24 protein-coding genes are annotated in these 25347 nt (G+C 51.2%); 10 read left to right on the forward strand and 14 right to left on the reverse strand.

Translation table 11 applies throughout. The annotated features are described in order from the left end of the window. Nucleotides 1-34 precede the first annotated feature (34 nt). Nucleotides 35-853: an HMP-PP phosphatase gene (gene cof / locus SK35_RS18715; RefSeq protein WP_032942541.1), complete on the reverse strand. Its 819-nt coding sequence runs from the start codon at nt 851-853 to the stop codon at nt 35-37. Nucleotides 854-997: 144 nt separating this feature from the next. On the opposite strand from cof, the gene SK35_RS18720 reads away from it, so the two are divergent. Both SK35_RS18720 and queC read left to right on the forward strand, forming a co-directional pair. Continuing rightward, the gene (locus tag SK35_RS18720) at nt 998-2698 is read left to right on the forward strand and encodes an SgrR family transcriptional regulator (protein WP_048214789.1); all 1701 of its coding nucleotides are present in this window, start codon (nt 998-1000) and stop codon (nt 2696-2698) included. Between the two features lie 65 nt (nt 2699-2763). Further along, nucleotides 2764-3459, forward strand: a complete 696-nt coding sequence (gene queC / locus SK35_RS18725) for a 7-cyano-7-deazaguanine synthase QueC (protein ID WP_003021638.1) — start codon at nt 2764-2766, stop codon at nt 3457-3459. A 105-nt stretch (nt 3460-3564) separates the two neighbouring features. Here queC and fadM read toward each other — a convergent pair whose 3' ends face one another. From fadM to bolA, 9 genes are all read right to left on the reverse strand, one after another. Continuing rightward, nucleotides 3565-3963, reverse strand: a complete 399-nt coding sequence (fadM, locus tag SK35_RS18730) for a long-chain acyl-CoA thioesterase FadM (protein ID WP_003021636.1) — start codon at nt 3961-3963, stop codon at nt 3565-3567. Nucleotides 3964-4069: 106 nt separating this feature from the next. After that, nucleotides 4070-4444 (reverse strand): helix-hairpin-helix domain-containing protein, encoded by a 375-nt coding sequence (locus SK35_RS18735; RefSeq protein WP_048214790.1) that lies wholly within the window; start codon nt 4442-4444, stop codon nt 4070-4072. Nucleotides 4445-4590: 146 nt separating this feature from the next. Beyond that, nucleotides 4591-6465: a peptidylprolyl isomerase gene (ppiD, locus tag SK35_RS18740; RefSeq protein ID WP_003831016.1), complete on the reverse strand. Its 1875-nt coding sequence runs from the start codon at nt 6463-6465 to the stop codon at nt 4591-4593. A gap of 268 nt (nt 6466-6733) precedes the next feature. After that, nucleotides 6734-7006, reverse strand: a complete 273-nt coding sequence (gene hupB / locus SK35_RS18745) for a nucleoid-associated protein HU-beta (RefSeq protein ID WP_003021629.1) — start codon at nt 7004-7006, stop codon at nt 6734-6736. Between the two features lie 208 nt (nt 7007-7214). Further along, on the reverse strand, nt 7215-9569 hold the full coding sequence (gene lon / locus SK35_RS18750) for an endopeptidase La (protein ID WP_003831014.1): 2355 nt from the start codon (nt 9567-9569) through the stop codon (nt 7215-7217). A 184-nt stretch (nt 9570-9753) separates the two neighbouring features. Beyond that, a complete protein-coding gene (clpX, locus tag SK35_RS18755) occupies nt 9754-11028 on the reverse strand; it encodes an ATP-dependent protease ATP-binding subunit ClpX (protein ID WP_003831013.1) in 1275 nt (424 codons plus the stop codon). Between the two features lie 126 nt (nt 11029-11154). Next, a complete protein-coding gene (clpP, locus tag SK35_RS18760) occupies nt 11155-11778 on the reverse strand; it encodes an ATP-dependent Clp endopeptidase proteolytic subunit ClpP (RefSeq protein WP_003021624.1) in 624 nt (207 codons plus the stop codon). 247 nt (nt 11779-12025) lie between these two features. Beyond that, nucleotides 12026-13324 (reverse strand): trigger factor, encoded by a 1299-nt coding sequence (tig, locus tag SK35_RS18765; protein ID WP_003021622.1) that lies wholly within the window; start codon nt 13322-13324, stop codon nt 12026-12028. Between the two features lie 344 nt (nt 13325-13668). After that, entirely contained in the window at nt 13669-13986 is a 318-nt protein-coding gene (gene bolA / locus SK35_RS18770; protein ID WP_003021619.1) for a transcriptional regulator BolA, read from the reverse strand. Nucleotides 13987-14292: 306 nt separating this feature from the next. Here bolA and SK35_RS18775 point away from each other — a divergent pair, with 306 nt between their 5' ends. From SK35_RS18775 to cyoE, 7 genes are all read left to right on the forward strand, one after another. Beyond that, nucleotides 14293-14871 (forward strand): lipoprotein, encoded by a 579-nt coding sequence (locus SK35_RS18775; protein ID WP_016152050.1) that lies wholly within the window; start codon nt 14293-14295, stop codon nt 14869-14871. A gap of 44 nt (nt 14872-14915) precedes the next feature. Continuing rightward, entirely contained in the window at nt 14916-16391 is a 1476-nt protein-coding gene (gene ampG, locus SK35_RS18780) for a muropeptide MFS transporter AmpG (RefSeq protein ID WP_048214791.1), read from the forward strand. Between the two features lie 584 nt (nt 16392-16975). Next, nucleotides 16976-17923: a cytochrome o ubiquinol oxidase subunit II gene (gene cyoA, locus SK35_RS18785; RefSeq protein ID WP_032942534.1), complete on the forward strand. Its 948-nt coding sequence runs from the start codon at nt 16976-16978 to the stop codon at nt 17921-17923. Between the two features lie 19 nt (nt 17924-17942). Then, nucleotides 17943-19934 carry a cytochrome o ubiquinol oxidase subunit I gene (gene cyoB, locus SK35_RS18790; RefSeq protein ID WP_003831008.1) on the forward strand — a complete coding sequence of 664 codons (1992 nt, stop codon included), beginning with the start codon at nt 17943-17945 and terminating at the stop codon, nt 19932-19934. Next, a complete protein-coding gene (locus SK35_RS18795; RefSeq protein ID WP_003831007.1) occupies nt 19924-20538 on the forward strand; it encodes a cytochrome o ubiquinol oxidase subunit III in 615 nt (204 codons plus the stop codon). The genes cyoB and SK35_RS18795 overlap by 11 nt, the downstream gene beginning before the upstream one ends. Then, nucleotides 20538-20867, forward strand: coding sequence for a cytochrome o ubiquinol oxidase subunit IV (locus tag SK35_RS18800; protein ID WP_003831006.1), 330 nt, complete (start codon nt 20538-20540; stop codon nt 20865-20867). The genes SK35_RS18795 and SK35_RS18800 overlap by 1 nt, the downstream gene beginning before the upstream one ends. Nucleotides 20868-20878: 11 nt before the next feature. Further along, entirely contained in the window at nt 20879-21769 is an 891-nt protein-coding gene (cyoE, locus tag SK35_RS18805) for a heme o synthase (protein ID WP_003831005.1), read from the forward strand. Nucleotides 21770-21833: 64 nt separating this feature from the next. Here the strand turns inward: cyoE and SK35_RS18810 are convergent, their stop codons facing one another. The 3 genes from SK35_RS18810 to SK35_RS18820 are packed head-to-tail and all read right to left on the reverse strand — an operon-like array spanning nt 21834 to nt 23136. Beyond that, a complete protein-coding gene (locus tag SK35_RS18810; RefSeq protein WP_048214792.1) occupies nt 21834-22193 on the reverse strand; it encodes a DUF1493 family protein in 360 nt (119 codons plus the stop codon). Beyond that, complete coding sequence (locus SK35_RS18815; protein WP_048214793.1) at nt 22193-22642, reverse strand: STM2901 family protein; 450 nt, start codon at nt 22640-22642, stop codon at nt 22193-22195. The genes SK35_RS18810 and SK35_RS18815 overlap by 1 nt, the downstream gene beginning before the upstream one ends. 11 nt (nt 22643-22653) lie before the next feature. Next, complete coding sequence (locus SK35_RS18820) at nt 22654-23136, reverse strand: Hcp family type VI secretion system effector (protein ID WP_003021598.1); 483 nt, start codon at nt 23134-23136, stop codon at nt 22654-22656. A gap of 182 nt (nt 23137-23318) precedes the next feature. Here SK35_RS18820 and SK35_RS18825 point away from each other — a divergent pair, with 182 nt between their 5' ends. Continuing rightward, the gene (locus SK35_RS18825; protein ID WP_048214794.1) at nt 23319-24683 is read left to right on the forward strand and encodes an MFS transporter; all 1365 of its coding nucleotides are present in this window, start codon (nt 23319-23321) and stop codon (nt 24681-24683) included. Between the two features lie 46 nt (nt 24684-24729). Here SK35_RS18825 and SK35_RS18830 read toward each other — a convergent pair whose 3' ends face one another. Further along, nucleotides 24730-25221, reverse strand: coding sequence for a YajQ family cyclic di-GMP-binding protein (locus SK35_RS18830; protein WP_003831002.1), 492 nt, complete (start codon nt 25219-25221; stop codon nt 24730-24732). Nucleotides 25222-25347 lie beyond the last annotated feature (126 nt).

Raw genomic sequence — 25347 nt, forward strand, 5'->3', positions numbered from 1 at the left:
CAGACGCGAAGTCTGGCTTGCTGGAAGGGATCTCTCATTCGGGGGAATAAGGTAGATGCGGATTGTCCAGCCAATGCGTCAAAAAGTGTGACACTGCCTGATTACGGCAATGCCCAATCACCGATAAATGAGGCAGTTCAGCAATCAGTTGCGGCATCGCGTTACCCATAATCAGGCCGCGCCCAACGCTGCCTAACATTTCGCGATCGTTCATGGCATCGCCAAACGCCATACACTCGGCCATTGAATAACCTAAATAGTCGCTCAACACCGCCAATGCCGATCCTTTATTACAGCCCAGCGGCAGCACCTCAAGGCAATCAAACGCGGAAAAACAGAGATTCGCCTGTTCACCCAGCGCTTCATTCAGTTGAATGCGCAATTGGATCAGAGAATCATGATCGCCGCAGAAACAGACTTTCGTGACCTGATGCGCCGGAATACGTTTCACATCGACGATCTGGTAGCGAAATCCGCTATACACATGCGCCTGCAGCAGTGAGGGGATCTCTTGTCCGGTGAACCAGCCATTGTCATTAAAGACATGCATGCTTGCGGTAGTGTCCCACTTCTGATGCAACACAATGTCCGCGACATTCGGATCCAGATCCTGACGGTGTAACACATCGCCCTCAAGTGAGTGAATGCGCGTGCCATTACCCGTGATCAAAAAGGCGTCCAGTGAGATCGAGCCTAAAATATGGCGCATCTCAAGCACATGGCGACCGGTAGCAAATGTCAGAGTAATATCGCGTTCACGCAGGCGCGACAGCGTTGAAAGCGTTTCGTCACCTAAATGGTGATTCGGCATCAAAAGGGTGCCATCCATATCAAATGCAGCCAGACGAGCCATTTCTTTCTCCACACTGTGACGCGGTTAACTTGTGATCCAGTATCACCTGAGATATACGGAAGTAATAGTGAATAGATAAAATGAATTGTTCCGGGTTTCTCTACGCATAAACCGTTAACGAACACCCTGAAGGAAAAAGTATCAATGCGTCTGCTTAATCGCCTGAACCAGTACCAACGCCTGTGGCTGCCCTCGAACGGCGAACCGCAGTCGGTGACCGTCGGGGAACTGGCCGAACGCTGTTTTTGTAGCGAACGCCATGTGCGTACCCTGCTAAAGCAAGCGCAGGATGCGGGCTGGCTGGAGTGGCATGCCCAGTCGGGGCGCGGGAAACGCGGGCAGCTGCGGTTTTTAGTGACGCCAGATTCACTGCGCAACACCATGATGGAACAGGCGCTGCAAAAGGGCGAGCAGCTTAGCGTACTGGAACTGGCTCAGCTGGCGCCGGGTGAATTAAGAACACTGTTACAACCGTTTATGGGCGGTCAGTGGCAAAACGACACGCCAACCCTGCGTATACCCTATTACCGCCCGCTCGACCCCTTGCACCCCGGGTTTCTCCCCGGTCGCGCGGAGCAACACCTCGCTGGACAAGTTTTCTCTGGCCTGACCCGGTTTGACAGCACTACGCAACGTCCCTGTGGAGACTTAGCCCACCACTGGAATATCTCCGCTGACGGCCTGCGCTGGGATTTCTATATTCGTTCCACCCTGTACTGGCATAACGGCGATGCGGTCAGCAGCACACAGCTACATCAGCAGTTGCTGAAGCTGTTAGAACTCCCCGCGCTGAATAAGCTGTTTATCAGCGTAAAGCGCATTGAGGTGACGCATCCCCAGTGTCTGACCTTTATTCTGCATCGTCCCGACTTCTGGCTGGCGCACCGTCTGGCAAGCTACAGCAGTCACCTGGCGCATCCTGAGCACCCGTTTGTGGGTACCGGCCCGTTCCGGTTGACGCTGTTTACTCCTGAGCTGGTGCGTATCGAGAGTCACGATCACTACCATCTGAGTCATCCGCTGCTAAAAGCCATTGAATACTGGATAACCCCGCAGCTCTTCTCCCAGGATTTGGGCACCAGCTGTCGCCATCCGGTGCAAATTGCGATTGGTAAACCCGAAGAGTTGCCTATGCTAAGCCAGGTAAGCAGCGGGATCAGTCTTGGTTTTTGCTATCTCACGCTCAGAAAAAGCGCGCGCCTGAATACGCAGCAGGCCCGTAGACTGATCAATATCATCCACCGTTCTTCCCTGCTACAAACGCTTGAAGTGGATGAAAATCTGATCACGCCAAGCAATGCACTGCTCCCCGGATGGACTATCCCGCAATGGGATGAACTCGATGAGGTGGCATTACCGGAAAAGCTGACGCTGGCTTATCACCTGCCGGTAGAACTTCACGCTATGGCTGAACAGCTTCGCCAGGCGCTGGCGCTGCTCGGCTGTGAATTAACGCTTATTTTTCATAATGCTAAAAACTGGGATGGCGATCATCCCTTAGCCCAGGCCGACCTGATGATGGGCGACAGGCTGATTGGTGAGGCACCTGAATATACTCTCGAACAGTGGTTGCGCTGCGATCAGCTCTGGTCACATGTATTGAATGCGCCCGCATACACACATTTGCAAACGACCCTGGATGCCCTACAAATTCAGGCCGATGAGGACGATCGCCACGCGGCTTTACAGCAAGTTTTCGCCACGCTAATGCATGACGCTACCCTGACGCCACTGTTCAATTATCACTATCGCATCAGCGCGCCACCGGGCGTGAACGGCGTACGCCTGAATCCTCGTGGCTGGTTCGAGTTTACCGAAGCCTGGCTGCCACCTCCTTCAGCGTGAAGAAGCTGGTCGACGGCACGCCCAGGCGCTACCATAAGGGCTTCGTTATTTTGTCAGGAAAAGCCATGAAACGTGCCGTTGTTGTATTCAGTGGAGGTCAGGACTCCACGACTTGTCTGGCGCAAGCGCTGCATCAGTATGATGAAGTGCACTGCGTGACCTTTGATTATGGTCAGCGCCATCGCGCTGAGATTGATGTCGCACGTGACCTGGCCTTAAAACTTGGCGCGCGCGCGCACAAAGTACTTGATGTCACATTGCTCAGTGAACTGGCTGTCAGCAGCCTGACCCGCGATAACATTCCGGTACCCGATTACGAACCGGATGCGAACGGCATTCCCAATACCTTTGTGCCAGGACGCAATATTCTGTTCTTAACGCTGGCAGCAATTTACGCGTACCAGGTGCAGGCAGAGGCGGTCATTACCGGCGTTTGTGAGACCGATTTCTCCGGCTATCCGGACTGTCGCGATGAGTTCGTTAAAGCCCTGAACCATGCTGTAAGCCTGGGGATGGCGAAAGATATTCGCTTTGAAACCCCACTGATGTGGATCGATAAAGCCGAAACCTGGGCACTGGCCGATTACTGGGGCAAGCTGGACCTGGTACGCGAAGAAACGCTGACCTGCTATAACGGCATCAAAGGTGACGGTTGCGGTCACTGTGCGGCGTGTAATCTGCGTGCCAACGGCCTGAACCATTATCTGGCGGATAAACCGGCAGTGATGGCGGCAATGAAACAGAAAACCGGGTTAAAGTGATTGTATTGCCGGATGGCGCTTTGCGTATCCGGCCTACTTGCAGTTGCAGCAACTCTTGTAGGCCGGATAAGACGCTTGAGCGTCGCCTTCCGGCAGTCGCAGCCACTACTGCACCATCTGCTCCAGTTTTTCGCGCAACTCCCCTTCCAGCGGCAGCGCTTTTTGCGTCTTCAAATCAATGCAGACGAACGTAATCAGCGCATCAGCCACCACCTGCCCTTCCGGCTCCAGGGTAATGGTCTGATTTAACACACCACTTTTGCCATTTAACTGTTGAACCTGACTGGTGATAGTCAGCAGGTCGCTCAGCACCGCAGGACGGCGATAGTTGATATTAATATTCACGACCACAAAAGCGATGTTGTGTGCGGTCATCCACTGAAAGCTGTCGCTGTTTTCCAGACCATCCCAGCGGGCCTCTTCCAGAAACTCCAGATAGCGGGCATTGTTAACGTGCTGATAGACATCAAGATGAAAACCACGAACTTTGATTTGTGTTTGCATAGCGCAGGAGCCTTACGTTGTTTTTATAGGAACAGACTTTAGGGTAAAGAGGTCATAACTGGTATGACCTCTACAGTCTGGCAAACTTTCAGCGCTCTGCAAGTTATTAAAGTGTTAAAACTGCCAGATTACGCTCAACCAGCGAACTACCCATGCCCGGCACCTGTTTTAAATCGTCCACCGTTTTAAACGGCCCGTACTCCTCACGATAGCTCACAATCGCCTGCGCTTTCTTTAGACCCACGCCATTCATGACTCGCGCTAAATCCTCAGCAGAAGCGCTGTTGATGCTTACCCTGGTACCTTCATCGTCGCTTGCTTTAGCGGGCAGTGTGGCTTTGCTGTGTGCCGCCCCTGAGTTTTCCGCTTTGGTTTGAGTCGCCTGGCTTTTGGCGACAGGCTCAGCCGCCAATGCGGTTTGGGCCATACCAGCGCAGGTCAATGAAAGAGTGATAAGCAGAGCTTTGATTCCATGTTTCATACTGTTTTCTCCTTGTTTGTTAACAGTGGAATCACGATAGCGAGGTGCAGAACGGCAGACAAACGGCAAATATCAGAAATGGAAAAGGCCGCGAAAGCGGCCTTTGGTAGATACAACTTTTTGCAATTTTTTGCGAACTGCCTCGGTTATTGCTGCTGTTCCAGCGCATCACCGATTTTAATTTTTGCGGCTTTACGCAGGTTGCTCATCAGCGCTTCAAAGACAATCTGCGCGTTGTTCTGAGTGATCCCCTGAACCATCGCTTTCTTCTGCGCTTCAGGCATAGAACCGGCTTTCACCTCGTCCAACGCCAACAGAACAACGTTACCCTGCATGTCGTTCGCGACGCCGTAGCTCGGTTTGTCTTTCGCCGGCAGGCTCAGACCAAAGGCAGCCTGGCTCAGCGGATCCTGACCTGTACGGCTCAGCGTTTTCGCCTCGCCAAAGCTCAGACCCGCCGCTTTCATCGCTTCATCGCCTTTACCGGCTTTCAGATCCGCCAGCAGTTTATCGGCATCAAGCTTCGCCTGCTGCTCTGCTTTATTGTGCTTAACGAGCGCAGTTACCTGCTCTTTCACTTCAGCCAGTGGCTTCACGGCTTCGGCTTTGTGCTCTGCAATACGCAGCACGAACGCACGATCGCCGTCCACGGTGATGATATCGGAGTTACTGCCAGGCGTACCGTTCTCACCAACCAGACCACCATTGAAAATGATGTCAGCGACTGGTTTGAAATTCAGTTCTTCCGGCAGGCTGTCACGGCTAAACCAGCCCGTTTCAACCGCTTTCATACCCGCAGCCTGCTCTGCACCCGCCAGAGATTCGTTATCGTTGCTGGCCGCGTCGCTGACTTTCTGCTGCAGCGCATAGTACGCATCCAGCGCTTTTTCCTGCTTCACTTTTGCCGCAATCTCGTCACGGGCTTCGCTCAGCGGTTTAACTTGCGCGGGCTGTACGTCGTCAAGACGCGCAACGAGGAAACCAACGGAAGACTTAATTACGCCAGACAGTTGGCCTTTTTCTTTCAGACCAGCATTTTTCAGCTCATCCGGGGTGGTGGAATCTTCCAGCCATCCCATATCGCCACCTTTACGGGCAGAGATGATATCGGCAGATTTTTCTTTCGCCAGCGCAGCAAAATCACCGCCTTTGTTCAGCTCATCCAGTACCGCTTTGGCTTCATCTTCCGTTTTGGTCTGAATGATACTGTAGCGGTTACGCTGCGGCTGAGTGAACTGATCCTGATGCTGGTCATAGTAAGACTGAATATCAGCATCGCTGGCCGTCTCCTGCATAGCAGCAGCGTCCAGCTTGATGTAGCTCACGCGGAACTGTTCCGGCGTCATAAAGTTGTTTTTATTCTGCTCGTAGTAGCTGGCAACTTCCTGCTCGGTAACAGACTGCTTCGCGGCCAGTGCGTTAACGTCAATCGTCGCCTCGCGCACGATACGCTGCTGCGCGACCAGCGCTGCCAGTTCGTCCGTTTCGCCTTTCAGCATGAAGTCCGTACCGGCAACACCGTTAATCAGCTGCTGTGTCGTAAGCTGATTACGTAATGCCTGAGCGTACTGGTCTGCAGTCATTCCCATTTGATTGACAATCGCGTTGTAGCGGTTGTTATCAAACTTGCCGTCCACCTGGAACGCAGGCGTGGCGAAAATGGCCTGTTTAACCTGATCGTCGCTGATGTTGAGCTTAAGCTCGCGGGAATACTGATCCAGCAGAGCTTCGTCAACAAGACGATTCAGCACCTGCTGACGCAGCGTTTTCATATAACCTTCGTTCGCGGCCAGCTCGGAGTATTGATCGCCCAGCTGTTGCTGCATGCGGTTACGTTCACTGTTGAACGCATTCTCGAACTGCCCGCGGCTGATCTCCTGGCCATTCACTTTGGCGGCGAAGTTATTGCCCCCGCCAATCAGGTAACCACTCACGCCGGTCAAAATGAACGACACGATAATGATACCGAAAATAATCTTGAGCACGAGACTGTTAGCAGCCGTGCGTAAGCTGTCCATCATGGTGTAACCACACTCCGCTGTAGATGACTATACGCGTTATCCTTTCTGCTGCCCCCGCGTTGATGACAACAACGGCAACAAGGATTTTGAGTATATATGCTTCACGCAGCATAGCGTTTCCTGAACGCTGCGCACAAAGGTCTATTGTGACAAGAAACAGGGGCAATTGTCAGCCCACAACGCGTAGAAAGTACCGGAATTACAAATAAAAAAGGCACATCAGTCGATGCGCCCTTGTACTTCGTCACATCCCCAAAGGGGAAATCACTTAGTTTACCGCGTCTTTCAGTGCTTTACCTGCACGGAAGCCCGGTACTTTAGCCGCGGCGATGGTGATCTCTTTACCTGTTTGCGGGTTGCGACCAGTACGGGCAGCACGCTCTTTAACGGCAAAAGTACCAAAACCTACCAGCGCTACGTCATCACCTTCTTTCAGAGATTCAGTAACAGAAGCAATAATTGCATCTAACGCACGTCCAGCCGCAGCTTTAGAGATATCAGCCCCTGCAGCAATTTTGTCGATCAGTTGAGATTTATTCACTCTTCTCTTCCTCTTTATAATTTATATCGCACCTGAATCCTTCAAAGTGCGACCGCGCAGCAGTTATATCAGGCCTGCCATGCCCTTACAACACCCGTTAATGATGGCAAGCCCAATCCGTTATCTAAATTAGCTATACAAAAAAAGGCTGGCAAGCCCGAAATGGCCTGCCAGCCCTGTTTTTATTAATGCTCTTTGCGCGAGGTCACTATTTTGCCGTCACAACCTGCATTCCAGAGGGTTCATTTTGCAACGCAAGAGTCAGAACTTCCTCAATACGTTTCACCGGGTGAATATTAAGATCGGCAATTACGTTGTCCGGAATCTCTTCCAGGTCACGTTTGTTCTCATCGGGAATTAAGACCGTCTTAATGCCGCCACGGTGTGCCGCCAGCAGTTTTTCTTTCAAACCACCGATAGGCAGAACCTGACCACGCAGGGTGATCTCACCCGTCATCGCCACGTCGGCGCGAACTGGGTTACCGGTAAGACAAGAAACCAGCGCAGTACACATAGCAATACCCGCACTTGGACCGTCTTTCGGCGTCGCCCCTTCAGGTACGTGAACATGGATGTCGCGTTTTTCGTAAAAGTCCGGGTTAATACCCAGTTTTTCCGCACGCGCACGCACCACGGTCAGCGCAGCCTGAATCGACTCCTGCATGACTTCACCCAGAGAACCGGTGTAGGTCAACTTACCTTTACCCGGTACGCAGGCGGTTTCGATGGTCAGCAGATCGCCGCCCACTTCCGTCCACGCCAGCCCCGTCACCTGACCAACGCGGTTTTCGTTGTCCGCGCGGCCATAGTCAAAGCGCTGTACACCCAGATAGTCGTGCAGGTTGTCGCCATTGATCTCAATATGTTTCAGCGATTTATCCAGCAGCAGCTGTTTCACCGCTTTACGGCACAGTTTAGAGATTTCACGTTCCAGACTACGCACACCTGCTTCACGGGTGTAGTAACGAATAATGCCCACAATGGCGCTATCGTCGACCGTCAGCTCACCTTTTTTCAGCGCATTACGCTCAATCTGTTTCGGTAACAGGTGACGTTTGGCAATGTTCAGCTTTTCGTCTTCGGTATAACCGGACAGACGGATCACTTCCATACGATCCAGCAACGGTGCCGGAATATTCATGGAGTTAGAGGTCGCAACAAACATCACGTCGCTGAGATCGTAGTCCACTTCCAGGTAGTGATCGCTGAACGCCACGTTCTGCTCTGGATCCAGCACCTCAAGCAGTGCGGAAGCCGGATCGCCACGCATGTCGGAAGACATTTTGTCGATCTCATCAAGCAGGAACAGCGGGTTTTTAACGCCCACTTTGGCCATTTTCTGGATCAGTTTACCCGGCATAGAACCGATATAGGTCCGGCGGTGACCACGAATTTCGGCTTCATCACGCACGCCGCCCAGCGCCATACGGATGTATTTACGCCCAGTTGCCTTCGCGATGGACTGCCCCAGAGAGGTTTTACCTACCCCCGGCGGTCCAACCAGACACAGGATCGGCCCCTTGATTTTATTTACACGGCTTTGAACCGCGAGGTACTCAAGGATACGATCTTTGACGCGCTCCAGACCATAATGGTCGGTATCGAGGATTTCCTGCGCCTGACGTAGGTCTTTTTTGACCTTGCTACGCGCATTCCACGGCACCTGTACCATCCAGTCGATGTAGCCACGCACCACGGTCGCTTCCGCCGACATAGGAGACATCATTTTCAGCTTCTGCAGTTCTGCTTCCGCTTTCTCTTTTGCCTCTTTCGGCATTTTCGCCGCGTCGATTTTACGCTTCAACGCTTCGTTTTCGTCCGGTGCATCGTCCATCTCACCGAGTTCTTTCTGAATAGCTTTCATCTGCTCGTTCAGATAGTACTCACGCTGAGATTTTTCCATCTGCTTTTTCACACGGTTGCGAATGCGTTTCTCAACCTGCAGCAGATCGATTTCAGACTCCATCATCGCCATCAGATATTCCAGACGTTCGTTAACGTCGGACATCTCCAGCACGGACTGCTTGTCAGCCAGCTTCAGCGGCATGTGTGCAGCGATGGTATCCGCCAGACGTGCAGGATCGTCAATGCTGTTCAGCGACGTCAGCACTTCTGGTGGGATTTTCTTGTTCAGCTTGATATAGCCTTCGAACTGGCTGATAGCGGTACGCACCAGCACTTCCTGTTCGCGCTCATCAATAGCAGGCGAGTCAAGGTACTCTGCTTTCGCAGAGAAATGCTCGCCGTTGTCAGACAGCGCAGAAATACGCGCACGCTGTAACCCCTCGACCAGCACTTTTACGGTGCCGTCAGGCAGTTTCAGCATCTGCAAAATAGAGGCCACGGTCCCGACGGTGAAAAGATCGTTTACACCCGGCTCATCCGTTGACGCTTCTTTCTGTGCGACCAGCATGATTTTTTTATCATGGTCCATAGCCGCTTCCAGACAACGGATAGATTTTTCCCGCCCTACAAATAAGGGTATGACCATGTGCGGATAAACCACCACATCGCGCAACGGCAATACGGGGATTTCAATGCGTTCAGAACGCTCAGGATTCATAGAGCTCTCTCTTAGTTTAGTTTCCGCCAGGTAATCAGGTGGTACGACTGTGCTTCACACCACCTTTAACATGTATGTCAGTATATGGGGATGTTTCCCACACATTCAACGCCATGTTTACGGAAAAATAAAAGGGGAGATAAAATCCCCCCTTTTTAATTAAATGTCTGTATGAATTGATGAATTATTCGCCAGATGCCTGCTGCGCTTCCGGCTTACCGTAAATCAGTAATGGCTTGCTCTGACCGCCAATCACCGACTCATCGATCACCACTTTTTCGACGTCTTCCATAGAAGGCAGATCGTACATGGTGTCGAGCAGCGCGGCTTCGACGATAGAACGCAGACCACGAGCACCGGTTTTACGCGCCATCGCTTTCTTAGCGATCGCATCCAGCGCTTCCTCACGGAATTCCAGATCGACACCTTCAAGATTGAACAGCGCCTGGTACTGCTTGGTCAGGGCGTTTTTCGGCTCTTTGAGGATCTGGATCAACGCTTCTTCGCTCAGCTCGCTCAGCGTTGCCACAACCGGCAGACGACCGATGAACTCAGGGATCAGACCAAATTTGATCAGATCTTCCGGTTCAACCTGCGACAGCAGTTCACCTTCGCTGGCTTTATCAGACTGTGCTTTTACCGTTGCGCCAAAACCAATGCCGGAGCCGGTTTCAACACGGTTAGCAATCACTTTATCCAGACCGGCAAAGGCACCACCGCAGATAAACAGGATCTTGGAGGTATCAACCTGCAGGAATTCCTGCTGAGGATGTTTACGACCACCCTGTGGCGGAACGGCAGCAACCGTCCCTTCGATCAGTTTCAACAGCGCCTGCTGTACACCTTCGCCGGAAACGTCACGGGTAATAGATGGGTTATCAGACTTACGAGAAATCTTGTCGATCTCATCGATATAGACGATCCCACGCTGTGCTTTCTGCACGTCGTAATCGCACTTCTGCAACAGCTTCTGAATAATATTTTCAACATCTTCACCCACATAACCGGCTTCGGTCAGCGTGGTGGCATCAGCCATGGTGAACGGAACGTCCAGCAGGCGCGCCAGCGTTTCAGCCAGCAGCGTTTTACCGGAACCCGTCGGGCCAATCAGCAGGATGTTACTTTTGCCCAACTCGACGCCATTGCTGGTGTCGCCGTTGCGCAGACGTTTGTAATGGTTGTATACCGCGACCGCCAGCACTTTCTTCGCCTGCTCTTGACCGATAACGTAATCGTCCAGGTGGTTGCGAATTTCATGTGGCGTCGGCAGCGCACTGCGTTCACGGTGCGGTGCTACTTCCTTAATCTCTTCGCGAATGATGTCGTTGCATAAATCAACACATTCGTCGCAGATATACACGGATGGACCGGCAATCAGCTTACGCACTTCATGCTGGCTTTTGCCGCAAAAAGAGCAGTACAACAATTTGCCCGAGCCATCTTTGCGTTTATCTGTCATGGGTCAAAACCTCTTCTTTGTTCTTTGTGCCGCACACGACGACGCAAATGCCATTCTCAGGCGCAAGACGCTAGTCAGCGTTGTGCCGCTCCAGGTAATTATAGCGGCACACCTGCGCACTGGGCATTAATTACGATGGGTCAAAATCGAGTCAACCAGACCATACTCTACCGCTTCAGAAGCGGAGAGGAAGCGATCGCGCTCGGTATCACGTTCAATCTGCTCAAGAGATTGACCCGTATGATGCGCCATAAGTTCGTTCATGCGCCCTTTTACCTTCAGGATTTCACGGGCATGAATTTCAATATCCGTTGCCTGGCCCTGGTAACCGCCCAGAGGCTGGTGGATCATGACGCGAGAGTTAGGCAGGCAAAAACGTTTGCCTTTCGCCCCGGCGGTCAGCAGGAACGCGCCCATTGAGGCCGCCTGGCCCATACAAATGGTGCTGACGTCCGGCTTAATAAACTGCATGGTGTCATAGATAGACATCCCGGCAGTGATCACTCCACCAGGGGAGTTGATGTACAGGTAGATATCTTTTTCTGGGTTTTCTGCTTCCAGGAACAGCATCTGCGCCACGATCAGGTTAGCCATATGGTCTTCGACCTGGCCGGTCAGAAAAATGACGCGTTCCTTAAGTAGACGAGAATAGATATCAAAAGAGCGCTCACCACGTGAGGTCTGTTCAATGACCATCGGCACCAGCGCCATATGGGGTGCAAAGTTATCTCGTTCGCCGCTGTATGACATTTCCGTCTCCTGGATAAAATTTGAAAAAACCTGCTGTGCTGATTGTAACCTTATGGACGGATTATCAGCTAGTCCCTCAGTAATGGGTACGACATCGCCATAATTCAAGCATAACAATCTTTTGTTGTAACGCTAACACTGAAACGCTGTTTTCGCACTCTTCCCATGCAAAATGCGTGACAAAAAAAAACCCGCCACCAAAAGGTGACGGGCTTGCGTACGAAATTCGAGCTAAAAAAGCGACGAATTACGCCTGCTGGTTCATCAGTTCGTTGAAGGAAGTGGCTTTTTCAGTCACTTTCGCTTTCGCCAGAACGGCTTCAACAGCCTGCTCTTCCAGAGCGACGTTACGCATGTTGTCCATCAGCTCTTTGTTTTTGCTGTAGAACTCAACAACTTCTTTCGGATCTTCGTAAGCAGAAGCCATCTCTTCGATCAGGCCTTTAACACGATCTTCGTCAGCTTTCAGTTCGTTGGTACGAATCACTTCGCCCAGCAGCAGACCAACAACTACGCGACGCTTAGCCTGTTCTTCGAACAGTTCACGCGGCAGTTCCAGAGCTTGTTTCTCGTTGCCGCCGAAACGTTGTGCAGCCTGACGACGCAGAACGTCGATTTCGCTGTCGATCAGAGCAGCCGGAACGTCGATGTCGTTAGCTTTTACCAGACCTTCGATCGCCTGAGACTTAACGCGGTTACGCACAGCGCCTTTCAGCTCGCGTTCCATGTTTTTACGGACTTCAGCACGCAGACCTGCTACGGAACCATCTTCAACGCCGAAACGTTTGATGAATTCTTCAGTCAGTTCCGGCAGTTCGCGTTCTTCAACTTTCTTCAGGTTGATAACGAACTTCGCAGCTTTACCTTTCAGGTTTTCAGCGTGGTATTCTTCCGGGAAGGTCACGTCGATAGTGAACTCTTCGCCAGCTTTGTGGCCTTTAACGCCTTCTTCAAAGCCCGGGATCATACGACCCTGGCCCATCGCCAGTACGAAGTCAGACGCTTTGCCGCCTTCGAACTCTTCGCCGTCTACAGAACCGGTGAAGTCGATGGTTACACGGTCTTCTGCATCAGCAGCGCCGTCTTTGTCTTTCCAGGTAGCCTGCTGCTTGCGCAGGGTGTCCAGCATTACGTCAACGTCAGCGTCGGTAACTTCAACAACCGGTTTTTCAACTTCGATTGCTTCCAGGCCAGTCAGCTCAACTTCCGGGTAAACTTCAAACTCTACCGCGTAAGTAAAATCTTCACCCAGTTTGTATTCGCCCGGAACGTAGTTCGGTGCGCCAGCCGGATTGATTTTTTCTTTGATGATCGCGTCAACGAAGTTGCGGCTCATCAGGTCACCCAGAACGTCCTGGCGAACAGACGCGCCATAACGCTGAGCAACAACATTCATCGGTACTTTTCCTTTGCGGAAACCGTCAATACGCACTTTCTTCGCTACGTTGACCAGCTCGCTTTTCACAGCGGTCTCGATGCTGTCAGCAGCGATAGTAATCGTTACACGGCGGCCAAGGCCTTGAGTGGTTTCAACTGAAACTTGCATCTTGTTACCTCAAAAAATCACAGTGCTCGGTCAACTCTTCTCCGCAAGCACAGGTTGTTGGCTTCGCGGAACTGGGATGTTCTCATAAGCAATCACATTCCCTGTCGTCAGAATCATCCCGAAGACATTCCGAAAAATAAGACGCGCATTATAGCGGCATCACTTTTATGAGTCGAGAACGGTTATCGCGCGTTGCTGCGGCTTTTTTCACAATTCCCGGCTAATTTTTGTCTGAATACTGTACGACTGCCCCAGAATTCAGACAAAACAAAACGGCCCGCAGGCCGTTTTCACATAATCTGTAGCAACATACTGGAAAAGCGTCGGTTGTTGCAAATCCGTTTTTACGCGATGCTTCCCGCCCCACGACACGGAGGCGATGCAAAAATCGTATCCTGCAACGCTTCCCACTCCTTAATAGTGTAGGTATGCAGGGCAAGCGCATGAACGGTTGTGGAAAGCTCCGCCGTTAACGTGCTGTAAATCATCCGATGACGATTAAGAAAACGTTCACCTGTAAAGCGATCGCTAACCAGTACAACCTTAAAGTGGCTTTCAGAACCAGCCGGGACATTGTGACGATAGCTTTCATCCACAACTTCGAGGAACACGGGTTCGAACGCTGCCCTTAATTTTTCTTCTATTTGCTCACGAATCATCATGAAATTTTTCCTCCGACAACGCTGAGATGTCACCCATCCCTTTAAATACTAGCCGCTTTTACCGTTTTCATTACACCTTAGCAACAAAAAATTAGCGCTTGTCTGATTTTCTCATTCAAACGGATGAAGTTCACTGATTCCTCACTCCAATTTATTGCAAAAAGTCCGTTTATAGTCTCCACAAAGTCATAAAACGGACAACACAATGAATTTACATGCGTTACCCACTTCCCCTCATCGTTGGCGATGTTATGATGGCGGGAATTTTCTCTAACCATACAATTTAGATTCGCTGAGAGCCCTGGCATGTTTAAAAAAATCCTCGTCCCGTTTGTCGCGCTGTTTATGTTAGCTGGATGCGCAACACCGCCGACCACTATTGAAGTCTCCCCGAAAATTACCCTGCCGCAGCAGGACCCAAGCCTGATGGGTGTGACCGTTAGCATCAACGGAGCCGACCAGCGCCAGGATCAAGCGCTGGCAAAAGTCACCCGCGACAACCAGTTGGTGACCCTGACCGCATCCCGCGACCTGCGTTTCCTGCTGCAAGAAGTACTGGAAAAACAGATGACCGCACGCGGTTATATGATTGGACCGAACGGTGCAGTCAACCTGCAAATCATTGTTAGCCAGCTGTATGCTGACGTGTCTCAGGGTAGCGTGCGCTATAACATCGCCACCAAAGCAGACATCGCCATCATTGCGACCGCCGCCAACGGCAACAAGATGACCAAAAACTACCGCGCAAGCTATTCTGTTGAAGGTGCACTGCAAGCCTCTAACAAAAATATCGCTGATGCCGTTAACAGCGTGCTGACCGACACCATCGCTGATATGTCTCAGGACACCAGCGTTCACGATTTCATCAAGCAGAACGCTCGTTAATTTCTGCCCATATGGCCCGGCGTTCGTCGGGCCTATAGAAGCCCATGTCCAGTCAATACTTACGTATTTTTCAGCAACCACGTTCAGCTATCCTGCTCATTCTGGGGTTCGCCTCCGGTTTACCGCTCGCACTCACCTCCGGTACGCTTCAGGCGTGGATGACAGTCGAGAATATCGATCTTAAAACCATCGGTTTCTTTTCCCTGGTCGGTCAGGCCTACGTATTTAAATTTCTCTGGTCCCCGTTGATGGACCGTTACACGCCACCGTTTTTAGGTCGACGTCGCGGATGGCTGCTGGCGACCCAGGTGCTGTTGTTAATTTCTATCGCCGCGATGGGCTTTCTGGAGCCTGGCACACAGTTACGCTGGATGGCCGCACTCGCAGTAGTGATCGCTTTTTGCTCGGCATCGCAGGATATCGTCTTTGATGCCTGGAAAACCGACGTATTGCCCGCAGAAGACCGCGGCACCGGCGCGGCTATCAGCGTGCTGGGCTATCGATTAGGGATGCTGGTTTCAGGCGGATTGGCCTTATGGATGGCCGATCGCTGGCTGGGCTGGCAAGGGATGTACTGGCTGATGGCTGCGCTATTGATTCCCTGTATCATCGCCACCCTGTTAGCACCTGAACCGACTGACACCATTCCGGTGCCTAAAACGCTGGAACAGGCAGTTGCGGCTCCGCTGCGAGACTTCTTTGGTCGTAACAACGCATGGCTGATCCTGCTGCTTATTGTGCTGTATAAGCTCGGGGATGCTTTCGCCATGAGCCTGACCACCACCTTTTTAATCCGCGGCGTTGGGTTTGATGCGGGTGAAGTTGGCGTGGTGAATAAGACGCTGGGGCTACTGGCGACCATTGTTGGCGCGCTGTACGGTGGGATCCTGATGCAGCGCCTCTCTCTGTTCCGCGCATTGCTTATTTTCGGCATCTTGCAAGGGGCGTCGAATGCGGGCTACTGGCTACTGTCCATCACTGACAAACACATGTTCAGCATGGCGGCGGCCGTCTTCTTTGAAAACCTGTGCGGCGGAATGGGCACGGCGGCATTTGTCGCTTTATTAATGACGCTGTGCAATAAGTCCTTCTCAGCGACCCAGTTCGCCCTGCTCTCCGCGCTTTCAGCCGTTGGTCGCGTTTACGTTGGCCCGGTAGCGGGTTGGTTTGTCGAAGCACACGGCTGGCCGACGTTTTATCTGTTCTCCGTATTTGCCGCGATCCCCGGCCTGATACTGCTGCTGGTATGTCGCCAGACCCTGGAACATAGCTGGCAAAATGAAAGCTTCATTCCGCGCACGGAATTTCGTGGAGCATACAGTCTGGCATTAATGACGCTAGTTGCGGGCTGCTGCCTGCTGCTGGTTTGGCTGCTGCTGTTAACCATGAACGCGCTGGATTACACCAACTTCTCCTTCCTGCCGGAACTGCTTGAAGTCTCAGTGGTGGTCGCTGTCTGCGGGGTCGTTTTTGGTGGATTGCTTGATTATCTGGCATTGCGCAAAACCCGTCTGGCATGATGTTGCATATTTATGCTCTAAATAATTCGAGTTACGGGAAGGCGGCGACGCAGCAAATCCCCAGGAGCTTACATAAGTAAGTGACTGGGGTGAGCGAGGAAAGCCAACACACCCGTAGCTTGAAGTATGACGAGCATATTTGGTCGTTGTAATCACCCTACGTAATTATAACGGCGAAATAAGCAACAACTGCTAAAAATAATATTTGTTATTTTGTGCGCCAAAGAATTTGGAAATTATTGACGCCTTTTATATATACTATTTTCCTTACTCGATTCAGCCACGAAAGATTTATTTTTTGTTCCTCAATTGTCCTTTTATTGATAATCAATTGTTAAGCAATTGTTTTATTTTCGTATTGGTTATACCAATTGCCCTCAGTACGCCCCCCACCTGCCCGCTTTCGTTATAACGTGATGTTGCAACAGGTTCTTAAAGCCAAAGCGACATATATTGCAACATATGTGACATGCACGGCAGAACCCAGTAACACAGATCTAGAGATGTTTACAGTAATGTAACCTTCCCGTAAAATGCCCTCACACTTTAAACGCCACCCGGTCCCGTGGAATTGAGGTCGTTAAATGAGACTCAGGAAATACAATAAAAGTTTGGGATGGTTGTCATTAATTGCAGGCACTGCATTACTCAGTGGCTGTAATTCTGCGCTGCTTGACCCTAAAGGACAGATTGGACTGGAACAACGGTCATTGATACTGACGGCATTTGGCCTGATGTTGATTGTCGTTATTCCCGCCATCTTGATGGCTGTTGGTTTTGCCTGGAAGTATCGTGCAAGCAATAAAGATGCGAAGTACAGCCCGAACTGGTCACACTCCAATAAAGTGGAAGCTGTGGTCTGGACGGTGCCGATCTTAATCATCATTTTCCTTGCCGTTCTGACCTGGAAAACCACTCACGCTCTTGAGCCAAGCAAACCGCTGGCGCATGACGAGAAGCCCATTACCATCGAAGTGGTTTCCATGGACTGGAAATGGTTCTTCATCTATCCGGAACAGGGTATCGCTACCGTGAATGAAATCGCCTTCCCGGCGAATACTCCGGTTGAATTCAAAGTGACTTCCAACTCCGTGATGAACTCCTTCTTTATCCCGCGTCTGGGTAGCCAGATTTATGCCATGGCCGGTATGCAGACTCGACTGCATCTGATCGCCAACGAAGTCGGTACTTATGATGGTATCTCCGCAAGTTATAGCGGACCAGGCTTCTCCGGTATGAAGTTCAAGGCTATCGCAACAAAGGACCGCGCCGAATTCGACCAATGGGTTGCTAAAGCTAAACAGTCCACGAACACCATGAGCGACATGGCTGCGTTCGAGAAAGTGGCTGCGCCAAGCGAATACAACCAGGTGGAATACTTCTCCAACGTGAAACCGGATTTGTTTAAAGACGTTATTAACAAATTTATGGCTCACGGTAAGAGCATGGACATGACCCAACCCGAAGGTGAGCACAGCGCACACGAAGGCATGGAAGGCATGGACATGAGCCACGCGGAATCCGCTCACTAAGGGGCCGAGGAAGAATACGATGTTCGGAAAATTGACGCTGGATGCAGTGCCGTTCCATGAACCTATTGTCATGGTTACGATTGCTGCCATTATCATCGGTGGTGCGGCCTTACTGGGCCTTATCACTTACTTCGGTAAGTGGACCTACCTGTGGAAAGAGTGGCTGACTTCTGTTGACCACAAACGCCTTGGCATCATGTATGTCATCGTCGCAATCGTCATGTTGATTCGTGGCTTTGCCGACGCCATCATGATGCGTAGTCAGCAAGCGCTGGCTTCTGCAGGTGAAGCGGGCTTCCTGCCTCCTCACCACTACGACCAGATCTTCACGGCTCACGGCGTGATTATGATCTTCTTCGTGGCAATGCCATTTGTTATCGGTCTGATGAACCTGGTGGTTCCACTGCAGATCGGCGCACGTGACGTTGCATTCCCGTTCCTGAACAACCTGAGCTTCTGGTTCACCGTTGTCGGCGTAATCCTGGTTAACCTTTCTCTGGGCGTGGGTGAATTCGCGCAGACCGGTTGGCTGGCGTATCCGCCACTTTCGGGAATAGAGTACAGTCCAAGCGTCGGGGTCGACTATTGGATATGGGCAGTCCAGTTGTCCGGTATTGGTACAACCCTAACCGGTATCAACTTCTTTGTGACCATCATTAAGATGCGTGCACCAGGAATGACTATGTTCAAGATGCCGGTGTTTAGCTGGGCATCTCTTTGCGCGAACATCCTGATTATCGCTTCTTTCCCAATCCTGACGGTTACCGTCGCGTTGCTGACCCTGGATCGCTATCTGGGCACCCATTTCTTTACCAACGATATGGGCGGCAACATGATGATGTACATCAACCTGATTTGGGCCTGGGGCCATCCGGAAGTGTACATTCTGGTTCTGCCAGTCTTCGGTGTGTTCTCCGAAATCGCGGCAACCTTCTCACGTAAACGTCTGTTTGGTTACACCTCGCTGGTGTGGGCAACCGTGTGTATCACCGTTCTGTCGTTCGTTGTTTGGCTGCACCACTTCTTCACCATGGGTGCAGGCGCTAACGTAAACGCCTTCTTCGGTATCACCACCATGATTATCGCCATCCCGACCGGGGTGAAGATCTTCAACTGGCTGTTCACCATGTATCAGGGCCGTATCGTATTCCACTCAGCAATGCTGTGGACGATTGGCTTTATCGTCACCTTCTCAGTCGGCGGCATGACCGGTGTACTGCTGGCGGTGCCGGGTGCGGACTTCGTTCTGCACAACAGTCTGTTCCTGATTGCGCACTTCCATAACGTTATCATCGGCGGCGTTGTATTTGGATGCTTCGCTGGTATGACCTACTGGTGGCCAAAAGCGTTTGGCTTCACGCTGAACGAAACCTGGGGTAAACGCGCATTCTGGTTCTGGATCATCGGCTTCTTCGTAGCATTTATGCCACTGTACGTGCTGGGCTTCATGGGTATGACCCGTCGCCTCAGCCAGCAGATTGATCCACAGTTCCATCCGATGCTGGTCGTTGCCGCCTGCGGTGCCGCGCTGATTGCACTGGGTATCCTGTGCCAGCTGATTCAGATCTTCGTTTCTATTCGCGACCGCGAGCAGAACCGTGACCTGACCGGTGACCCATGGGGTGGTCGTACGCTGGAGTGGGCAACCTCTTCCCCGCCTCCGTTCTATAACTTTGCCGTTGTGCCGCACGTTCACGAGCGTGATGCCTTCTGGGAAATGAAAGAAAAAGGTGAAGCGTACAAGCAGCCTGCGCACTATGAAGAAATTCATATGCCGAAGAACAGCGGTGCCGGTATCGTCATTACCGCCTTCGCAACACTGTTTGGTTTCGCCATGATCTGGCATATCTGGTGGCTGGCGATTGCAAGCTTCGCAGGCATGATCATCAGCTGGATTGTGAAAAGCTTTGATGAAGACGTGGATTACTACGTGCCGGTCCCGGAAGTCGAAAAACTGGAAAACCAGCATTTCGATGAGATTACTAAGGCAGGGCTGAAAAATGGCAACTGATACTTTAACGCACGCGACTGCCCACGCGCACGAACACGGGCACCACGATGCAGGCCAGACCAAGATCTTCGGATTCTGGGTCTACCTGATGAGCGACTGCATTCTGTTCTCTATTCTGTTTGCAACCTATGCCGTTCTGGTGAACGGCACCGCAGGTGGCCCGACAGGTAAGGACATTTTTGAACTGCCGTTCGTTCTGGTTGAAACATTCCTGCTGTTATTCAGCTCCATTACTTACGGCATGGCAGCGATTGCCATGTACAAGAACAACAAGAGCCAGGTTATCTCCTGGCTGGCGTTGACCTTCTTGTTCGGTGCCGGATTCATCGGGATGGAACTCTATGAATTCCATCACCTGATTGTTAACGGTATGGGCCCGGATCGCAGCGGCTTCCTGTCTGCGTTCTTCGCGCTGGTGGGTACGCACGGTCTGCACGTCACCTCCGGTCTTATCTGGATGGCGGTGCTGATGGTGCAAGTTGCTCGTCGCGGTCTGACCAGTACTAACCGTACCCGCATCATGTGCCTGAGCCTGTTCTGGCACTTCCTGGATGTGGTGTGGATCTGTGTGTTCACTGTTGTTTATCTGATGGGGGCGATGTAATGAGTCATTCTAACGAGAGCGGCGGCGCATCCCATGGCAGCGTAAAAACCTACATGACAGGTTTTATCCTGTCGATCATCCTGACGGTCATTCCGTTCTGGATGGTGATGACAGGTTCTGCCTCACCGGCCGTCATTCTGGGAACTATTCTGGCAATGGCAGTGGTACAGATTCTGGTGCACCTGGTGTGCTTCCTGCACATGAATAGCAAATCTGATGAAGGTTGGAACATGACGGCCTTTGTCTTTACTGTGCTAATCATCGCCATCCTGGTTGTGGGCTCCATCTGGATTATGTGGAACCTTAACTACAACATGATGATGCACTAAGAGCGGCGATTATGATGTTTAAGCAATACCTGCAAGTAACGAAACCAGGCATCATCTTTGGCAACCTGATCTCGGTGATTGGGGGATTCCTGCTGGCCTCGAAAGGCAGCATTGATTATCCCCTGTTTATCTACACGCTGGTTGGGGTGTCACTGGTTGTGGCGTCGGGTTGTGTATTTAACAACTACATCGACAGGGATATCGACAGGAAGATGGAGAGGACCAAAAACCGCGTGCTGGTTAAAGGTCTGATTTCCCCTGCGGTCTCGCTGGTATACGCCACCCTGCTGGGTATTGCTGGCTTTATGCTGCTGTGGTTTGGCGCGAACCCTCTGGCCTGCTGGCTGGGGGTAATGGGCTTCGTGGTCTATGTGGGCGTTTATAGCCTGTACATGAAGCGCCATTCCGTTTATGGCACGCTGATTGGCTCACTCTCCGGCGCTGCGCCGCCGGTGATTGGCTACTGTGCCGTAACCGGTGAGTTCGATAGCGGTGCGTTGATTCTGCTGGCTATTTTCAGCCTGTGGCAGATGCCGCACTCTTACGCGATTGCGATTTTCCGCTTCAAGGATTATCAGGCTGCCAACATCCCGGTACTGCCGGTGGTGAAAGGTATTTCAGTCGCGAAGAACCATATTACGCTGTACATCGTGGCGTTTGCTATCGCCACATTGATGCTAACCCTGGGCGGCTATGCAGGTTATAAATACCTGATTGTTGCCGCGGCGGTGAGCGTCTGGTGGTTGGGCATGGCGCTGCGCGGTTATAAAGTGGAAGATGACAGAGTCTGGGCGCGCAAGCTGTTCGGCTTCTCCATCATCGCCATTACCGCGCTCAGCGTGATGATGTCCGTCGACTTTATGGTGCCAAACTCGCAGAACCTGCTGACTTACGTCTGGTAAGAATCGGCAGATAAGAAAAGGGTGCTTTGGCACCCTTTTTATTTACTACGCTATTTTGAGAGCGTCAGGTCTCGTCTTTTTGTTTATCAGGCCAGATCTCAAACAACCATTTCCCCGCTTCAGCCGACTCAGCAAACATCCTTACGGTTAACGGTATGCGTGTTGCTTCCACTTCTTCCCGGTTAGCTTTGAACCATCTCGTGAATAGTGGCAGATTGTGCCATGGATAATAAGGTTTCCAGTTCACACATGATAAATCAACTTTGAACTCTTTCTCATATCGATCCAGAGCGCTGTGGAGATCATCTCCGGGGACATCAAACAATTCTGAGTCGAGTTCTAAAGAAACTTCCTTCCAGTTTTCATCCAAATACCCAGGTATTTCTTCCCTGAAAAGCTTTAACACATCGTCTTGAATACTCATTAGAATGATGTCCACTGAATGCGATCTTTAGGTCGAGCAATTAAGTTGTATTTTAGCTGCGTCTTTCTTGATACTTGCACAAGTGCATTTACCAGACCAATCCACCCAAGCCAAGGTATATACCGAGCAATCACAGCTGCAAGTTTGTTAGTGCTTTGTATCCTGAAACCTACTGGTGTGGGGACTTTAATACCAAATGGTACCCGCGTATCTCTCAGAAGCATTCTCCCGTATTTGGAAACAACACTTGTTCCTTCAATAGCCCCAGAAGGTTTCTGTCTAGTCTTCAACCAAGGCTGACCAGCCAGAATAGCTGCTCCCGATTCAATGCCAATTCCTAACTCATCACAAAACTGTTCCAGAAAGATGAGATCATACAATTCCCCAGCTGATAGATTGCTGTGACCATGATACCAATAGGTTCCATTCGCTTCTTCAGTGGTGTCCATTCAATCACCCATTATGCCGTCTGCCGGTCATTCCATGCGTCGGTATAGATAATGTTCCCGTCGCAATGCTTCCAGGTGATTTTTTCGTAGCGTAATTCTATGGTTTCAAGGTGATTGTTGTTTTTGTCTTCTGGCCCAGCCATCGTAGGAGAGACCGAGACAATCCGCACGCCCTCGAGCAGCATGTTGAAATACTCCACTTCCTGACCCGCATCATTGATTTTGTACCAACGAATCTCTGCAGACTTAAGATTCTGACCAGAAGCGACAGCTTTGTATAAATACGGGCTGGAGTAGTCAAACTCTTTAACGATCATCATCGGTGAATGTTGGCGTGTGCCTGTTGGTTTACCCGTTGCATTATCGGTGGGAATAGAGAGATTGTGATGAAAACCTTTAAATTCAATACTGTATTCTCTTCCCTTTACGTCACACCCGCCCTTTATCAGCGCGCCACCATCGTCATAAATCCACATATTGCCTGGAATTGCCATTTTCCTTTTCCCTGTTTCCATTAGTAATAACCACAAAAAGACCACACCTGTAATTATCGCAAGTAAATTAGTTGCGGAAGTAATTATTTCAATTATCCCACTACACAATTCCACATATCGTAGAGGTTTACCCCACCCCTTCCCCGCTTTACACTAGGCGCGAAATTAATACAGAGGTGGGAATGAACGATTACAAAATGACGCCCGGTGAGTTGCGCGCCACCTGGGGTTTAGGGACCGTATTCTCGTTGCGCATGCTTGGCATGTTTATGGTCCTGCCAGTTCTGACCACGTACGGTATGGCGCTACAGGGTGCCAGCGAAGCGCTGATAGGCCTTGCCATCGGCATATATGGTCTGGCTCAAGCCGTCTTCCAGATCCCCTTTGGCCTGCTCTCTGACCGCATCGGTCGTAAGCCGCTTATTGTCGGCGGGCTGGCGGTATTTGTTCTCGGCAGCATAATTGCTGCTCTCTCCGATTCAATCTGGGGCATTATTCTTGGCCGGGCCTTGCAAGGCTCTGGCGCGATTGCTGCTGCCGTAATGGCGCTACTTTCCGACTTAACCCGTGAGCAAAACCGTACCAAAGCGATGGCGTTTATCGGTGTCAGCTTTGGTATCACCTTCGCCATTGCGATGGTGCTGGGACCAATCGTTACCCATGCGCTGGGGCTACACGCGCTGTTCTGGATGATTGCAGCCCTTGCTACCACAGGTATCGTGCTGACCATTTGGGTCGTTCCCAATAGCACTACCCACGTGCTGAACCGCGAGTCGGGCATGGTAAAAGGCAGCTTCAGCAAAGTGCTGGCAGAGCCCAAACTGCTGAAGCTCAACTTTGGCATCATGTGTCTGCACATATTGCTGATGTCCACCTTCGTCGCCTTACCAGGTCAACTGGCGAAAGCAGGCTTCCCCGCCGCAGAGCACTGGAAAATTTATCTGGTGACGATGCTGCTGTCTTTTGTTTCCGTGGTGCCGTTCATCATTTACGCCGAAGTGAAGCGCCGCATGAAACGCGTGTTCCTCGCCTGCGTGTTACTGATACTTATTGCAGAGATTGTATTGTGGAGCGCTAACGTGCGTTTCTGGGGGGTGATTGCGGGCGTGCAGATATTCTTCCTCGCCTTCAACCTGATGGAAGCCCTCCTCCCCTCGCTTATCAGTAAAGAGTCTCCGGCTGGCTATAAAGGCACGGCAATGGGCGTTTACTCCACCAGCCAGTTTCTTGGCGTGGCGATTGGCGGTTCGCTCGGCGGTTGGGTGGTTGAAATGTTTGATGGTCAGGCCGTATTCCTGGCCGGTGCGCTTCTGGCGGCAGTGTGGTTATTGGTGGCGAGTACAATGAAAGAGCCGCCGTATGTCAGCAGCCTGCGGGTGGAAATCCCACCTGAAATTGCTGCGGATGACACCCTGAAGCAGCGTCTGCTGGCTAAAGAAGGGATAAGCGAAGTGTTAATTGTCGCGAAAGAACATTCGGCCTACGTGAAAATCGACAGCAAAGTCACCAATCGATTTGAGGTTGAGCAGGCCATCAGCCAGGCGTAAAGATGAGATTTGTCAGATGGCGGCTTACGCCATCTGACATAACGACTTAATCGCGGAAGTTCTTGAACTGGAACGGTTGACCGAGGTCGCCGCCGCGAACCAGCGCCATAACGGATTGCAGGTCGTCACGCGCCTTGCCGGTTACACGGATTTCTTCGCCCTGAATCTGCGCCTGCACCTTCAGTTTGCTGTCTTTGATCAGCTTAACGATTTTCTTTTGCACTGCGCTTTCAATGCCTTGTTTCAGCTTAGCTTCAACAAACCAGGTTTTACCGCTGTGCACGAAGGTTTCTGGTACGTCCAGCGACGTGCCTTCAATACCGCGTTTGAGCAGCTTGGCACGCAGAATATCCAGCAACTGATTGACCTGAAAATCAGATTCGCTCAGCACCTTAATCGTCTTATTTGACTCATTCAGCTCAAAAGTCGCTTCAACGCCACGAAAATCAAAGCGTGACTCCACTTCGCGGCTGGCGTTATCTACCGCGTTACGGGCTTCCTGAAGATCAACTTCAGAGACAATATCGAAAGATGGCATCTTTTCCTCTCCCTTCATTTTTGATGCGAAGCATAATACCTGCAAAGTTACCCAACAGACAGCGCTATACTAGGCTGTATCCTTTAATTGTACGTGGTACTGATACCTGCGAACAATAATGGGGTA

The sequence above is a fragment of the Citrobacter sp. MGH105 genome, from assembly GCF_001037485.2.
GTDB classification, from domain to species: domain Bacteria; phylum Pseudomonadota; class Gammaproteobacteria; order Enterobacterales; family Enterobacteriaceae; genus Citrobacter; species Citrobacter portucalensis.

Excerpts from the sequence above, each read along its gene's own strand:
- SK35_RS18800 (WP_003831006.1), top strand. The coding sequence starts at position 20,538 with ATGAGTCATTCTAACGAGAGCGGCGGCGCATCCCATGGCAGCGTAAAA.
- queC (WP_003021638.1), top strand. The coding sequence starts at position 2,764 with ATGAAACGTGCCGTTGTTGTATTCAGTGGAGGTCAGGACTCCACGACT.
- SK35_RS18735 (WP_048214790.1), bottom strand. The coding sequence starts at position 4,444 with ATGAAACATGGAATCAAAGCTCTGCTTATCACTCTTTCATTGACCTGC.
- bolA (WP_003021619.1), bottom strand. The coding sequence starts at position 13,986 with ATGATGATTCGTGAGCAAATAGAAGAAAAATTAAGGGCAGCGTTCGAA.
- lon (WP_003831014.1), bottom strand. The coding sequence starts at position 9,569 with ATGAATCCTGAGCGTTCTGAACGCATTGAAATCCCCGTATTGCCGTTG.
- SK35_RS18795 (WP_003831007.1), top strand. The coding sequence starts at position 19,924 with ATGGCAACTGATACTTTAACGCACGCGACTGCCCACGCGCACGAACAC.
- SK35_RS18815 (WP_048214793.1), bottom strand. The coding sequence starts at position 22,642 with ATGGACACCACTGAAGAAGCGAATGGAACCTATTGGTATCATGGTCAC.
- SK35_RS18830 (WP_003831002.1), bottom strand. The coding sequence starts at position 25,221 with ATGCCATCTTTCGATATTGTCTCTGAAGTTGATCTTCAGGAAGCCCGT.
- SK35_RS18810 (WP_048214792.1), bottom strand. The coding sequence starts at position 22,193 with ATGAGTATTCAAGACGATGTGTTAAAGCTTTTCAGGGAAGAAATACCT.
- fadM (WP_003021636.1), bottom strand. The coding sequence starts at position 3,963 with ATGCAAACACAAATCAAAGTTCGTGGTTTTCATCTTGATGTCTATCAG.
- clpX (WP_003831013.1), bottom strand. The coding sequence starts at position 11,028 with ATGACAGATAAACGCAAAGATGGCTCGGGCAAATTGTTGTACTGCTCT.
- cyoB (WP_003831008.1), top strand. The coding sequence starts at position 17,943 with ATGTTCGGAAAATTGACGCTGGATGCAGTGCCGTTCCATGAACCTATT.
- clpP (WP_003021624.1), bottom strand. The coding sequence starts at position 11,778 with ATGTCATACAGCGGCGAACGAGATAACTTTGCACCCCATATGGCGCTG.
- SK35_RS18775 (WP_016152050.1), top strand. The coding sequence starts at position 14,293 with ATGTTTAAAAAAATCCTCGTCCCGTTTGTCGCGCTGTTTATGTTAGCT.
- ppiD (WP_003831016.1), bottom strand. The coding sequence starts at position 6,465 with ATGATGGACAGCTTACGCACGGCTGCTAACAGTCTCGTGCTCAAGATT.
- cof (WP_032942541.1), bottom strand. The coding sequence starts at position 853 with ATGGCTCGTCTGGCTGCATTTGATATGGATGGCACCCTTTTGATGCCG.
- cyoE (WP_003831005.1), top strand. The coding sequence starts at position 20,879 with ATGATGTTTAAGCAATACCTGCAAGTAACGAAACCAGGCATCATCTTT.
- cyoA (WP_032942534.1), top strand. The coding sequence starts at position 16,976 with ATGAGACTCAGGAAATACAATAAAAGTTTGGGATGGTTGTCATTAATT.
- ampG (WP_048214791.1), top strand. The coding sequence starts at position 14,916 with ATGTCCAGTCAATACTTACGTATTTTTCAGCAACCACGTTCAGCTATC.
- tig (WP_003021622.1), bottom strand. The coding sequence starts at position 13,324 with ATGCAAGTTTCAGTTGAAACCACTCAAGGCCTTGGCCGCCGTGTAACG.
- SK35_RS18825 (WP_048214794.1), top strand. The coding sequence starts at position 23,319 with ATGAACGATTACAAAATGACGCCCGGTGAGTTGCGCGCCACCTGGGGT.
- SK35_RS18820 (WP_003021598.1), bottom strand. The coding sequence starts at position 23,136 with ATGGCAATTCCAGGCAATATGTGGATTTATGACGATGGTGGCGCGCTG.
- SK35_RS18720 (WP_048214789.1), top strand. The coding sequence starts at position 998 with ATGCGTCTGCTTAATCGCCTGAACCAGTACCAACGCCTGTGGCTGCCC.